The organism is Pseudoroseicyclus sp. H15, from assembly GCF_054353345.1.
Window position 1 is genome coordinate 88,165 of record NZ_JBTHJE010000006.1, and the last position, 13,365, is coordinate 101,529.

Sequence of the window (13,365 nt, forward strand, 5' to 3'; positions counted from 1 at the left end):
GCAGAGCATCGAGCGGCCCTCGTTTCACCAGATGAAACGGTGGGAGCGGCGATGTCATCCATTTTGTTCGGTGGGGAACGCCCGCCATTTGAGGAGTGCGACGCCGGCCATCAGCAGGGCGGCCACAAGGAACAGCGCCGGAAAGGCCACCCAGGTCGCGAAGAGCCCGAGGAGAAAGCCGCCCAGCGCCGGCCCGCCCCGCACGATGGCGCTGTAGCTGCCCATCACCCGCCCGAGCATTCCCGGCGAGGCGACGCGGTTGACGGTGGACTGGATCTGCACGCCCGCCTGCGTCATCGCGAAGGCGGCGACGAAGATCAACAAGACCGCCATCCAGTAGCTCGGCGCCACCGCCAGCCCGAAGAGGGCCGCACCCGAGAGCAGCATGCAGACGGGGATGGGAAAGAGCGCCAGCCGCTTGCTGGAGAGCGACAGAAGCGTGATGCCCGAGGCGACGGAGCCGAAGGCCGAGGCCAGCAGCAGCTCGACGAAGCCATCCACCCCGCGCCCATAGGTCCGGTCGGCGAGTGCCGGCAGCACCTGGTTCAACCCGCCGATGGTCATGCCGAATGTGACCTGCACCAGCATCGTGTCGCGCAGCAGCCGGCTCTGCAGCAGGTAGCGAAAGCCCTCTGTCGCGCCGGAGAGGAACGAGCCCGCCTGCGCCTCTGGCCCGACCGCCTCGCTGCGGATCGAGAGGAGCGCGGCGAGAAACAGCGCCAGCGCCAGCCCGGCGGCCAGAAAGCTCAGCCCCGCCCCTCCCGCCGACAGCGTCAGGCCGGCGAGCAAGGGCCCGACGAAGCGCGCGAGGTTGAAGCTGAGCGCGTTGAAGGTGATGGCCGAGGGCAGAAGCACCGGCGGCACCAGATCGCGCAGCATCGACAGACGCGCGGGCTGGTCGACGCTGTTGGCCACGCCCAGCGCCAGCGACAAGCCGAAGAGTGCGCCGATGGTGATCGTATCGGTCAGCACCAGCACCGCCAGCAGCAGCGATTGCGCCACGGCCGCCGCCTGCGCGAAGCGCATCAGGGTCAGCTTGTCGAACCGGTCGGCCAGCGTGCCGGAGAGGGCCGAGAGCAGCACCGCCGGCACAAGGTCTGCCGCCGTCACCAGCCCCAGCCAGGTCGTGGAATGCGTCAGCTCCCAGGCGAGCCAGCCGCTGGTGACCTTCTGCATCCAGACGCCCAGCATCGAGACGGCATTGCCCAGCGCCACAACCCGGTAGCTTCGCACGCGCAAAGCCTCGAAGATCAGCGCAGACATGGCGCCCCCGCTGGTGGCAGGTGATCTTGAGCGAGGCGGCGAGTGGTGTGACGCATGTGAGACCCTTCGCCCCCACCGGCCCCAGCCGCCCGGCGATGACCAGCGCTCGGCAAAGGCGTTTCGCGCGATGAAACGCAGGCGCCGGGGTGCAGACGAAGCGGTCCGAAGCCGCGCAACATCCATCGCGACGGGCCATTGCGCCCGGACGCTACCCTGAAGGACGCCAGGCCCGGCCATGACAGACGAGACCCAGCCGAAAGAGCCGCCGCTGGTGGACAGCCATTTCCATATCTACACGACCGATCTGCCGCTGGCCGAAGACGCCTGGCACCGCCCGCCCGAGGATGCCGGCACCGACCGGCTGATCCGTACGCTCGATGAGCATGGCGTGATGTTCGGCGTGGTGGCCGCGGCCTCGCTGCACGGCACTTACAATGATCATGTGCGCGATGCGCTGCGCCAGCACCGGCGCCTGCGCGCCACGGCTGTGGTCGACCCCGACATCTCGCAGGCCGAGCTCCAGGGCATGGACGCTGACGGCTTCGTCGGCATCCGCTTCGTCTGGTCGGTCAAGGAGAACCCGCCCGACATCACCTCGGCCCCCTACCGGCGGCTTCTGCGCCGCGTGGCGGATCTCGGGTGGCATGTCCATTTCATCGAGCGCCCCGCCCGCATGGCCGGCATGATCGCCGCCATCGAAGAGGCCGGAGCGACGGCGGTGGTCGATCACATGGGGCTGCCGAAGGCCGAGAACGGCATGGACGATCCGGCCTTCAAGACGCTGCTGGAAGCGGTCGACCGCGGCCGCACCTGGGTGAAACTCTCTGCGGCCTACCGCTTCAAGCCGCCGGCCTCGGGCATCGATTACGCGCGGGCGCTGATCGAGCGCACCGGCGGCGAGCGCCTCGTCTGGGCCAGCGACTGGCCCTTCGCGGCGCATGAGACAACGATGACCTATGCGCGGGCGCTGCAGGATTTCCACGATCAGGTGCTCGACCCGGAGCTGCGCCGCCGCATTGGCGGGCGCAATCCCCTTGCCCTCTACTTCGCGTAACCCAGGAGCCGGCCATGACCCAATTCGACGCTGCTGCCAGCAAGGCAGCCATCGCCGAGCGCGTGCTCGACTACTGGCACGACGTCGACACCAACTGGGGTGCCACCGCCCATGAGTTCTTCGCCGAAGACGGCGTGTTCGCCGGGCGGACGGAGATGGTGGGCCGGCGCGAGATCAAGGGCTTCTACGACTGGCGCGTCAGCCGCGGCGCCCGCGTCGTGCGCCACATCGTGACCAACCTGCGCGTCACCCCCACGGGGCCCGAGACGGCGACCGCGCGCTACATCATGACGATCTGGGCGCGCGACGGTGAGGGCGTGCAGGAGGTCAGCGAGCCGAACGCCATCTCGCAGGTGACCGAGAGCTTCGTCCGGCAGGCCGGCCAATGGATGGTCAAGCGGAAGGAATTCGAACTTCTGATGAAGGGCAGCGTGCCGACGACGGCGATGCCCGAGGCAGAGCTGGAGCGCCTGCGGGCGGAAGGCCCGCCCGGCTGACAACGCCCGGCTGACAACGCGCGGAAGGCCCGCCCGGCTGAAGCGGGGCGGCGTCCCGGCCTTACGCCAGGAACGCCTGCATCTCGTCCAGAAGCGCGGTGCGCCCGCGCTCGGGCCGGTCGAGGATCAGGTAATGCGTGGTGCCCGGCGGGTTGTAGTGCACGACGCTCTCGGCATTCACGAGGTCTTCGATGAGCGCCTCCATGTCGGAGTTCTGGCACATCGTATCCAGCTCGGGATTGACGATCATCACCTTGCAATAAACCTGGTTGGCGTTCAGCAGCTTGTTACCGCAGGCCATGTAGAACAGATCCTCCAGCATCCCGTTGGGGCTGCGATAGGCGGGCGGTTCGTGGGTGTAGCTCTCGGGGTCGCCGTCGAGCAGGGCCTTGCTGAAGGCCGCCACCATCGCAGGGTCGCGCCAGGCATCCTTGTCGTCGATAGGCACCTGCTTGTCCCAGTGCTCTTCGAGCAGGTCGATGTGGTTCAGCGCGTAATTGCCGAAGACGGGCTTGTTGAACCGGCCGGGATGGGCCGGGTCCTCCCATTTCGAGCCGTGCCCCATGCGGTAGGTGCCGCCGCCGCCATAGATCGCGTCATAGGGGAAGACATGCGAGGTCTTCTCGGGGTGCAGGGCCGCATACATCAGGATGCAGGTGCCGCCCACGCCCCAGCCGAAGAAGGCCACCTTCTCGACCCCGAGGTCGGCGATGATGTGATCGGCCGCGGCATCGAGATCGCGCGTGATCTCGATCGTTCGCACCAGCGAGCGGGCGCCGGGCACGGGCGGCTCGTCCATCTCCGCCGGCCTGTCGGAGCGGCCGAAGCCGCGGGCGTCGATCACATAGGCCGGGTGGCCGCGCTCGGCGAGCGACTGGGCGAAGGAGCCGTCGGGCACCTCGAGATCGAATTCCGACAGGCCGGGCACCCGTGTGCCGTGCAGCAGGATGAGCGGCACCTTGCCCGCCTCGAGGCTACGGTCGGCGGGGCGGACCTCGCGCAGGGCGATGTTGACGCCATCGACAGTCCTGACGTGAAAATCGCGGCGGGTGACGTCGGGCATGGGATTCTCCTGCAGGGTCATGGGCGCTGATCGGCCCGCGGGGCGGGCTCTGCGCAGGCTAGGAACGGCGGGACGCCATGCGATTCAATGAGGTGCTCAGGCTGTTTCACTGGCAGAAACGGGGGCAGTGGCCGCTGTGCCGACGAGAATTGCTGTGCATGGCTATAGCACAGGAAGCGCGCCAACCCGGCTTTCAGACCGGACGGCGCGACAGGGAGGAGATTTCGATGACATTCATGACAGGACCCATGCGCATCAGCGCGCTGGCACTGGCAGCCGCCAGTGCCCTTGCCGCCCCCGCGGCCCGGGCCGCCGATTGCCCCGAGGGTTTCCCCGGCGGCCCGATCGAGTTCTGGGTCGGCTATGCCGCCGGCGGCGGGACCGACCTGATCTCGCGCCAGCTCGCTGCCATCCTTGAGGAAGAGCAGGGCTGGACGGTTTCCGTCTCCAACCGCCCCGGCGCCGGATCGAGCGTGATGATGACCCAGCTTGCGGTGCAGCCGCCGGATGGCCGGACCATCGGCATCACCAGCACCGGCTCGGTCACCAAGGTGCCCAACCGCAACCCGGACAGCCCCTACGATTACCATGACTTCACCTATCTCGGCACCGCGCAGGTGACGCCCGTGGGTGTGGCCAGCCTGACCTCGATGCCCTTCACCACCTATGAAGAGATGATGGACTACGGCCGCGAGAAGGGCATCCTCACCATCGCCTCGCCGACCAACGATTCCGATATCTTCTTCGACGCGATTAGCGAGCGCGAGGGCGTCAACATCGTGACGGTCCCGTCGGAAGGCACCTCTGGCTCGCTCGCCCAGGTGCTCGGGGGCCATGTCGACGCGGTGCTGCTCGGCAACGGGCATGTTCAGCAGCTCCGCTCAGGCGAGATGCAGCAACTCTTCACCTTGGGCGAAGTGCCGGCGGCTTTCGCGCCGGATGCGCCCACCAGCGTGGATCTTGGCTACGATTTCGTCGGCGCCGTCAGCTACGTGCTGGTCGCCGCCCCGGCCAATATGGACCCGGCGATCCAGACCTGCCTTGAGACAGCGCTCGACGAAGCGGTCAACACCCCCGCCTTCGCCGACTTCCAGGCGCTCAACGACCAGACCGCCTACAATGCGGGTCATGACGGCATCACCGCCATGATCGAGAAGGACTCGGCCTATTTCGCCGAGTTCTACGCCGACGAGGCGAACCAGTAAGCTGAAGGGCGACAGGGCGAGGAGGCACGCGCGCCATCGGGGCGCGCGTGACGCCCGGGGGGATTTCATGGCAGCAGACGTTGAAACGAAGGGCTCGCCCCGGCTGGACAGGGTTCTGGGCGGGCTCATCGCCCTCTTCGGCCTTTACCTGCTGATCTGGGGGATACCGGCCAATGTGGCGGTGCATGGCGACAAGCACCCTAGCCCCCGGCTCTTTCCGCAGATCGGGGCGTGGATCATGCTGCTCGGCGGCGTGGCGCAGGCGATCTTTGCCAGCGGCACCTCCAGCCTGCCCCCGGCGCGAGAGGTCGGGCGCTTCGCACTCGTCTCGGTGCTGACGCTCGGCATGGTCGTGCTGATGGAGATGTTCGGCTACCTCGTCGGCGCCATCGCACTGATCGCCATCCTGATGTTCGTGGTCAACGAGCGCCGCCCGCTCTGGATCTTCGTGGCCGTCGTTGCTGTGCCCGTCGGCGTCTGGCTCTTCTTCGAGAAGCTGCTCGACCGCCCGCTTCCCTGACCGCCGCCCTGCCCTACTGGAGCTTCACATGCCCGATCTCGCGACGATCCTTGCCGGCCTCAGCGATGCGTTCAGCCTTGTCACGGTGTTCTACATCATCATCGGCGTTCTGATCGGCCAGATCATCGCGGCCATCCCCGGGCTCGGCACGGTGATGGCGCTCTCCATCGCCATCCCGTTCACCCTGTCGATGGACACGCTCTCTGCCGTGGCCTTTCTGATCTCGATCTCGAAGGGCGGCACCGTTGGCGGCGCCGTCTCGGCGATCCTGCTCAACACGCCGGGCTCGGCAGAGGCAGCGGCGACCACCTTCGACGGCCATCCGATGGCCAAGCAGGGCAAGGCGGGCAAGGCGATGCGCTATTCGCTCTACTATTCCGTCTTCGGTGATGTCTCGTCAGACATCGTGCTGATCCTCGTCGCGGCGCCGCTGGCTCTCGTGGCCCTCAAGATGGGCCCGGTGGAGATCTGCGCGCTGATGGTGCTGGCCTTCACGGTGATCTCGGGCCTCGTCGGCAATTCGATGATCAAGGGCTTTATTGCCGTGGGCCTGGGCTTTCTGCTCGGCTCCGTCGGGCTCGACCCGGGCTATGCCACGCCGCGCTTCACCTTCGGCTCCTACGAGCTTTATGACGGCATTCCCCTTGGCCCCCTGGCACTGGGCATGCTCGCCGTCGCCGTGATCGTGCGCGACCTTGCCAAGATCGAGCGCCACGGCGGTGGCACCACGAAGCTCGATGTTTCGGAAAAGGGCGATCAGCGCGTCAGCTTCAAGGAGCTCTGGGTCAACCGGCTCGTCGCCTTCCGGGCTTTCGTGATCGGCACGGTCATCGGGGCGATCCCGGGGCTCGGCTCGTCTACGGCGGGGATGATCTCCTATTCCGTCACCAAGCAGCTCGCCAAAGATCCCGAGAAGTTCGGTACCGGCGACCCGCGCGGCATCGCCGCCTCGGAGACGGCCAACAGCGCCGTGGTGGGGGCCAACCTGATCCCGCTGCTGACGCTCGGCATCCCCGGCAACATCGGCGCGGCGCTTCTGGTGGGCGCGCTGGTGATCCACGGCGTGCAGCCGGGGCCGTTCCTCTTTCAGAACCAGGGGCGGCTGGTCTACGGGCTCTTCGGGGCGATGCTGCTGGCCAACCTCGCCAACCTGCTCGTCGGCCAGTTCGGCATGCGGCTCTGGGCCAAGGTCATCTCGGCGCCGTCGACGGTGGTCTTCCCCTCTGCGCTCGTGATCTGCGCCACCGGCATGTACCTGATCACCGGCAGTCCGATGGGGGTGGTCTTCATGACCGGCGCCTCGATCTGCGGCTATGCAATGGTGAGCTTCGGCTACCCGTTCATTGCCTTCATCGTGGCCTTCATCCTGACCCCACAGCTCGAGGCGAGCATCGTGCAGACGGTGCGGATCGCGAATGGCGACTGGTTCATCGTCTTCCGCCACCCCATCGCGATCCTGCTGCTGATCCTCTCCGGCTTCCTCGTCTGGTACTTGCTGCCCAAGCGCCGCCACGCCTCTGGCCCCAACCCGTCGAGCGACCTGCTGTCCTGAGGGGCGTCGTCAGCCGACCTGTCGGAACCGGTTGGTCACCAGCACCAAGAGGCACAGCCAAGCAAATTCCGAGTGGACCGCTCTGCCGGCGTCCGGCCATAGTCGCAGGCAGAACGGAAAGGCCCCACCATGAAAGCTGTCCTCTACGAGCACTTCCGCGAAGAGCCGAGGCTTGCCACGGTGGACGACCCCAGCCCGGCCCCGCATGGCGTTGTCCTGAAGGTCGCCGCCACCGGCGTCTGCCGCAGCGACTGGCATGGCTGGATGGGGCACGACAGCGACATCGAGCTGCCGCATGTTCCGGGGCACGAGCTGGCCGGCATCGTCGAGGCCGTCGGCAAGGACGTGACCAATTGGAAGGCCGGCGACAAGGTGACCGTTCCGTTCATCTGCGGCTGCGGCAGTTGCAGGGAGTGCCAGGCCGGGCAGCAGCAGGTCTGCCTGCATCAGGAGCAACCGGGCTTCACCCACTGGGGCTCCTTCGCCGAATACGTCGCCATCCACCAAGCCGACCTGAACCTCGTGGCCCTGCCCGAGGCCATGGACTTCGCCACCGCGGCCAGCCTCGGCTGCCGGTTTGCGACGTCGTTTCGGGCGGTCATCGATCAGGGCAAGGTCCGCGCGGGGCAATGGGTGGCGGTACATGGCTGTGGCGGCGTCGGCCTCTCGGCCGTCATGATCGCCGCGGCGGCGGGCGCGAATGTCATCGGGGTGGATCTCGACCCCGCCAAGCTGGCGCTGGCGCGGGAGCTGGGGGCGGTGGCCGTGATCGACGGGCGGGAGGGTGACGTGCCCGAGGTCATCCACGAAATTACCCGCGGCGGCGCGCATGTCTCGCTCGATGCGCTGGGGCATACGGTAACGATGACCAATTCGATCCTGTGCCTGAGGCCACGCGGCAAGCACATTCAGGTAGGCCTGATGCTCGGCGAACATGCCGCCCCCGCCGTGCCGATGCCGCGGATCGTCGGGCAGGAGATCGAGCTTCTCGGCTCGCACGGGATGCAGGCGCACCGCTATGGCGCGATGCTCGACATGGTCGCCAGCGGCAAGCTCGACCCGGCGCGCCTCGTCGGCAACCAGATCTCCCTCACGGAGGCGCCGGGGGCCCTGATGGCGATGGACAGCTTCCGCTCCGTCGGCGCCACGGTCATCACCCGGTTCTGAAGGGGCTGCCCTAAGCGCGCGCCCGCGGCGCGGGCGCCAGCAACACCAGCACACCGGGCAGCGAGCCCAGCAGGATCACCATCCCCAGCGCGACCGAGGCGGCGATGCCCGCCTCGGCACTTTCGCCGAGCACCGGCCAGAGGGCCGCCGCCGCACCCTCCCGCACGCCCCAGCCGGCGACCGAGATGGGGATCACCATGGTGGCGAGGATGAGCGGCAGGATGGTCACGATTGCCAGCGGCGGCAGCGTGGTGCCGGTCGCGGCGCCGCAGAGCGCAAAGGCACCGAGGTTGCAGGCGACAATGGCCAGGCTGACCCCGGCCTGCCACGGCCAGGCCCGGCGCGCGAGCACCGCCGCTTGCACGCCTCCCACGAACCCCGCCACCGCGCGCCCTACCCGCCCGTGGAGCCGGGCGAGGAGGACGAGGGCGAGCACCACCCCGACGATACCGCCCGCGATGGCCAGTGCCAGTGGCGGCACCCAATGGGGCCAGCGCCCGGCGCCGCCCGTCAGGCCAACGACTGAGAGGCCCACGAGCAGCACGGCGAAAAGCGCGACCTGCCCGACCATCCGGTCGATGACCACTGCCTGCCCCGCCTTCACCAGCCCCACCCCCTCTCGCGCCCGCACCGCGCGGCCGGCATCGCCGAGCACGCCCGCGGGCAGCGTCATGTTGAGGAACTGCGACAGGAAGTACTCCGTCACCGCCCGCCTGCGCGCGATGAGCTGGCCCAGCCGCGCCGCCGTGAACCGCCAGCGCAGCGCCGATAGCGTGTTCTGGATGAGGATGGCAGCGACCGCGAAGGCCAGCAGCAGAGGGTCCGCCGCGCGCAGAAGGCTCAGCACCTCGCGCCCGTCGGTCGCGTGCCAAAGCCAGACGAGCAGCGCCACCGGCAGAAGAAGCCGGGCGATGCGGCCGAGACGTTGCAAGGAAGGAGCCATTCCCGGCACTATCGACGCGGGCGTCGCCGGGGCAAGCGCAATCCTTGTGTCCCTTGCCCGCAAGCAGGAAGGTCCCAAGCGTGACGGCAGACGGAGCAGCAAAGCCGGCAGCCCTCAGGGCCGTCTCCTGGAACGTGCACCGGGGGCGCGGCGGCGATGGGCGCGTCGATCCGGGCCGTATCCTGCGCACCTTAGCCGATGAGGTCTGCCCGACGGGCAGCGCCGACATCCTCGGGTTGCAGGAGGCCGACGACGAAGTGCCGCCGCACGGGCGCATCCTCGACATCCCGGCCATCGAGGCGGCCACCGGGCTGCGCTCTGTCCACGACCGGCCCAGCCTGCGCTGGGGGGCAGAGAGCGACGGTTTTCTCGGCTCGATCCTCTTCCTGCCGCCGGGCTGGCGGATCACACATGCCGACGTCATCGACCTGCCCGGTCATTGTCACCGCGGCGCCATCGCGGTGGAGGCGGAGGCGCCGGACGGCCTCCTGCGTATCCTCTGTACCCATCTGTCACTGGGCCAGGCCCTTCGGATCGTTCAGATGCGCACGCTGGTGCAATACATCTTCCGCCGCCCGCGCATGCCGAGCGTGCTGATGGGCGATCTCAACGAATGGCGGCCCTGGGGCGGGCTGGCCTTCTCGCCGCGCGTCACCGGTTGCCGCCTGACCGGCCCCTCGGCGCCGAGCTTCCCCGTGCGTCGCCCCATCCTGCCGCTCGACCGCATTCTCTGCGACGTGCCCGGCGCGGTCAGCGGGCTCGAGGTGCTCGACGGCCCGGGCATCCGAGCAGCGTCCGACCATCGCCCCATCCGGGCCCGCATCGCACCGTTCTAGCGGCGGCCGGGCCACATGCGCTGGAAGACGCCGTCTTTGCGGACAATCAGGTGATAGAGCGCCGCGCCGATATGCATCAGGATCAGCAGGACGAGCGCATATCGCACGGTGAGGTGCACCGCCTGCGCCGTCTCGGCAAGGTCATCGCTGCGCGGCACCAGCGAGGGCACGCCCAGCGCATCGAGCATCTCGATGGGGAAGCCGCCTGCCTTGACGCGGATATAGCCCGAGATCGTCATCACCAGCACCAGCGCGTAGAGCAGCCAGTGCGTGGCGATGGCGACCAGCTCCTGCAGCCGCGGCAGGCTGGCGGGCAGCGGCGGGGCGGGATGCATCGCCCGGTAGATCAGCCGCGCCACCACGAGCAGGAAGATCACCACGCCGGCATTCTTGTGCCAGAGGTAAAGGGCGTCCTGCGTCGAGCGGCTGATGCCCTCCTCGACCATAATGATGCCCGCCGGAATGGTGGAGAGGATCAGCAGCGCCGTCAGCCAGTGCAGCGCCTGTGCAGGCCCGCGATAGCGCCCTGCCCCGCGGTTCTCGATGGTCGCCCTGTCGGTCATGTCGCCCCCTGATCGCTGCCCCGAGCGTAGGCGCGGCTCGCCGGGGCATCAATGCCGGGCTTGACTTCGCACCCGCGGCGTTAACTTTATTTCTGATGGCGATGTCCGGGCGATCCACAGAGCTGACGCGGCGGAGCCGGCCTGTGGTGCCGGGCCCGATGGCCGGAATGCTCGGCATGTCCGCCGTCCATCTCGCCCTCGTCGCCGCTGGTATACAGGCCTTCGACGCCCTCCGCCCCGCGCTGGAGGCCGGGCGCCTGCTGGTGCTGCTGATGGCCGCGGCGATGGCGGCAACCATCGGGGCGCTGCTCTGGGCGACCGGTCGGCAGAGCTTCGGGCACGAGCGGTTCGGTGCCTGCAATTGCGTCACCTATCTGCGCGGCAGCCTCACCTGCATCATCGCCCTGCCGCTGGCCGCCCCCGCCACCCTCGCCGACCCGACCGTAAGCTGGGCTGTCTTCGCGACCGGCCTGTTGGCCCTGTCGCTCGACGGGGTGGATGGCTGGCTCGCCCGGCGCGACGGCCTCGCCTCCGCCTTCGGGGCACGGTTCGATATGGAGATCGACTCCCTTCTCGCGCTCGTGCTGGCGTTGCTGGCCTGGCTGGGTGACGCCGCGGGGCCGTTCGTGCTGGTGCTGGGTCTCGCGCGCTATGCCTTCCTCGTCGCGAGCTGGGTGCTGCCGTGGCTGGCCGCCCCGCTGCCGCCGAGCCTGATGCGCAAGACGATCTGCGTCATCCAGCTGGGCACGCTGATCGCGCTGCACGCGCCGATCCTGCCCGACGCGCTGGGCTACATCGCGGCCACGGTCGCGGCGGCGCTGCTGGCGTTCTCCTTCGGGCGCGACATCGTCTGGCTCTACAAGCAGGCCCATTCAGCGTGATCTTGACCCCTCTGCGCCTTGCCCTCGCAGCCGGCGTACTCTTCCTCGTGCTGATCCAGCCCAACCACCCAGGTGCGATGACATGGGGCGCGCTGCGGCTCTTCCCGCTGGAGCTGCCGGCGATCTTGCTGGGCCTGGTCGTGCTGCCGTCGCAAGCGACAATCACGCGGGTGATCCGCGTGGCGCTGGTGGCGGTGCTCGCGTTTCTCGCCGTCCTGAAGGGTACCGATTACGCGACGCAGCTGGCCTACGGGCGCAGCTTCAACCCGATGGTCGATATGTACCTGCTGCCAGCGGCCTGGCGGCTCGGCTCGGGCGCGGTGGGCATCCCGGTTGCTGCTGCCGCCGTCCTCGGCGCGCTGGCTGTCATCGCCCTCGTCACCTGGCTGCTCTGGTGGGCGACGGGCGTGTGGTCGCGCGTCACCATCCCCGGCGTGCCGCTCAAGCTGGCCGGCGCGCTCGCCGCCGTCGCCGCCACGGTGCTCGTCATCGCAGAGGTGGGCGACAAGCGCCGGCACTGGGAGCTGCCGTTCGACCCGCCGGGCACCGCCTTCACCGCCCGGGTGGCGATGGAGCGCATCGCGCAGGCGCGGCGCACCGGCACGCAGCTCGCCGAATTCGCCGCCGCCGCGCGGAGCGATCGCTATGGCGACGGCGAGGGCCTGTTCGACCGGCTCGCCGGGCGCGACGTGCTGATCCTCTATGTCGAGAGCTACGGTCGGGCGAGCATCGACGTGCCCTACCACGCCGAGGTGCATGTCCCCACGATGCAGGCCGCCGCCGAGCGCATGGCCGGCGATGGCCTCGCCATGCGCTCCGGCTGGCTGACGGCGCCAATGCGCGGCGGGCAGAGCTGGCTGGCCCATGCCTCGATCTCCTCCGGCCTCTGGACGCCCGACCAGACCCGCTACCGCGCCATGCTCGCCAGCCCGCGCCGCACGCTCTTTCATCTCGCCCGCGAGGCGGGGTTTCACACGGCGGCGGTGATGCCGGCGATCAGCTATGACTGGCCCGAGGGCGAGCTGATGGGCTTCGACTCCATCCGCAATTCCACCCAGCTCGGCTACCAGGGCCCGCCTTTCAACTGGGTGACGATGCCCGACCAGTTCACGCTCACCGCCTTCGACCGCATCTTCCGCACCGAGCCGGTGGAAGAGCGGCGCCCGCTCTTCGCCCAGATCGCCCTCATCTCCTCTCACGCGCCCTTCACGCCGATCCCCGAGATGATCCCGTGGGAGGATGTCGGCGACGGCAGCGTCTATGCGCCCTATGACGGCGCGGGGGATACGCCGGCGGTGGTCTGGCGTGACCGCGACCGGGTGCGCGAGCAATACCGCAAGGCCATCGACTACGCGCTCAATGCTGCCTTCTCCTATGCCGAGCGCACTGCGCCGGAGGGGCCGCTCATCATCATCCTCGGCGACCATCAGACGGCGGACTGGATTTCGCTGAGCGACAGCTACGACGTGCCTATGCACATCATCGGCCCGCCGGAGGCGCTGGCGCCGCTGGAGGGCTGGGGATGGACCGAGGGTCTCGTGCCCGCCGATGATCTTGAGCCCTGGCGGATGGACGAATTCCGCAACCGCTTCATCGCCGCCTATACGAGCGGCGCCGAGGAGTGATCGCCCGATCAGGCCGCCGCCACCCGGTCGCGATGCCGAGGCTTCGCATTCTCGGCCTGCCGGTTTCTTAGTCACTTGCCCCTTCCGGTGCAGGGGCCGAGCACCCGCTAACCCACCGTGAAGCGCGAAATTTCGCCGGTGCGGCATCGGCGGACTTACGTTTTTTCTGCAGATGCACAATTTGGAGGAGAACGGA

13 protein-coding genes are annotated in these 13,365 nt (G+C 68.5%); 9 read left to right on the forward strand and 4 right to left on the reverse strand.

Features of this window, described 5'->3' with window-relative positions; genetic code table 11:
• Positions 1-54: 54 nt before the first annotated feature.
• Entirely contained in the window at positions 55-1,263 is a 1,209-nt protein-coding gene (locus ACXN5S_RS14340; protein ID WP_458606144.1) for an MFS transporter, read from the reverse strand.
• 235 nt (positions 1,264-1,498) lie between these two features.
• On the opposite strand from ACXN5S_RS14340, the gene ACXN5S_RS14345 reads away from it, so the two are divergent.
• The gene (locus tag ACXN5S_RS14345; RefSeq protein ID WP_458606145.1) at positions 1,499-2,317 is read left to right on the forward strand and encodes an amidohydrolase family protein; all 819 of its coding nucleotides are present in this window, start codon (positions 1,499-1,501) and stop codon (positions 2,315-2,317) included.
• Positions 2,318-2,331: 14 nt separating this feature from the next.
• On the forward strand, positions 2,332-2,814 hold the full coding sequence (locus tag ACXN5S_RS14350) for a nuclear transport factor 2 family protein (protein WP_458606146.1): 483 nt from the start codon (positions 2,332-2,334) through the stop codon (positions 2,812-2,814).
• Positions 2,815-2,875: 61 nt separating this feature from the next.
• On the opposite strand, the gene ACXN5S_RS14355 is transcribed toward ACXN5S_RS14350, so the two are convergent.
• Positions 2,876-3,877, reverse strand: coding sequence for a dienelactone hydrolase family protein (locus ACXN5S_RS14355; RefSeq protein ID WP_458606147.1), 1,002 nt, complete (start codon positions 3,875-3,877; stop codon positions 2,876-2,878).
• Positions 3,878-4,104: 227 nt separating this feature from the next.
• Here ACXN5S_RS14355 and ACXN5S_RS14360 point away from each other — a divergent pair, with 227 nt between their 5' ends.
• The 4 genes from ACXN5S_RS14360 to ACXN5S_RS14375 all read left to right on the forward strand — a co-directional run bounded on the left by ACXN5S_RS14360 (position 4,105) and on the right by ACXN5S_RS14375 (position 8,321).
• Positions 4,105-5,082 carry a tripartite tricarboxylate transporter substrate binding protein gene (locus tag ACXN5S_RS14360; RefSeq protein WP_458606148.1) on the forward strand — a complete coding sequence of 326 codons (978 nt, stop codon included), beginning with the start codon at positions 4,105-4,107 and terminating at the stop codon, positions 5,080-5,082.
• Between the two features lie 67 nt (positions 5,083-5,149).
• Positions 5,150-5,602: a tripartite tricarboxylate transporter TctB family protein gene (locus tag ACXN5S_RS14365; protein WP_458606149.1), complete on the forward strand. Its 453-nt coding sequence runs from the start codon at positions 5,150-5,152 to the stop codon at positions 5,600-5,602.
• A gap of 28 nt (positions 5,603-5,630) precedes the next feature.
• The gene (locus ACXN5S_RS14370; protein ID WP_458606150.1) at positions 5,631-7,154 is read left to right on the forward strand and encodes a tripartite tricarboxylate transporter permease; all 1,524 of its coding nucleotides are present in this window, start codon (positions 5,631-5,633) and stop codon (positions 7,152-7,154) included.
• 129 nt (positions 7,155-7,283) lie between these two features.
• Positions 7,284-8,321, forward strand: a complete 1,038-nt coding sequence (locus tag ACXN5S_RS14375; RefSeq protein ID WP_458606151.1) for a zinc-dependent alcohol dehydrogenase family protein — start codon at positions 7,284-7,286, stop codon at positions 8,319-8,321.
• 10 nt (positions 8,322-8,331) lie between these two features.
• Here ACXN5S_RS14375 and ACXN5S_RS14380 read toward each other — a convergent pair whose 3' ends face one another.
• The gene (locus ACXN5S_RS14380; RefSeq protein WP_458606152.1) at positions 8,332-9,264 is read right to left on the reverse strand and encodes a lysylphosphatidylglycerol synthase transmembrane domain-containing protein; all 933 of its coding nucleotides are present in this window, start codon (positions 9,262-9,264) and stop codon (positions 8,332-8,334) included.
• An 80-nt stretch (positions 9,265-9,344) separates the two neighbouring features.
• Here ACXN5S_RS14380 and ACXN5S_RS14385 point away from each other — a divergent pair, with 80 nt between their 5' ends.
• The gene (locus ACXN5S_RS14385) at positions 9,345-10,100 is read left to right on the forward strand and encodes an endonuclease/exonuclease/phosphatase family protein (RefSeq protein ID WP_458606153.1); all 756 of its coding nucleotides are present in this window, start codon (positions 9,345-9,347) and stop codon (positions 10,098-10,100) included.
• Here the strand turns inward: ACXN5S_RS14385 and ACXN5S_RS14390 are convergent.
• Positions 10,097-10,663 carry a cytochrome b gene (locus ACXN5S_RS14390; protein ID WP_458606154.1) on the reverse strand — a complete coding sequence of 189 codons (567 nt, stop codon included), beginning with the start codon at positions 10,661-10,663 and terminating at the stop codon, positions 10,097-10,099. The genes ACXN5S_RS14385 and ACXN5S_RS14390 overlap by 4 nt on opposite strands.
• Before the next feature lie 101 nt (positions 10,664-10,764).
• Here ACXN5S_RS14390 and ACXN5S_RS14395 point away from each other — a divergent pair, with 101 nt between their 5' ends.
• Both ACXN5S_RS14395 and ACXN5S_RS14400 read left to right on the forward strand, forming a co-directional pair.
• Positions 10,765-11,544, forward strand: coding sequence for a CDP-alcohol phosphatidyltransferase family protein (locus tag ACXN5S_RS14395; RefSeq protein WP_458606155.1), 780 nt, complete (start codon positions 10,765-10,767; stop codon positions 11,542-11,544).
• On the forward strand, positions 11,541-13,169 hold the full coding sequence (locus ACXN5S_RS14400; RefSeq protein WP_458606156.1) for an alkaline phosphatase family protein: 1,629 nt from the start codon (positions 11,541-11,543) through the stop codon (positions 13,167-13,169). The genes ACXN5S_RS14395 and ACXN5S_RS14400 overlap by 4 nt, the downstream gene beginning before the upstream one ends.
• Positions 13,170-13,365: the final 196 nt, after the last annotated feature.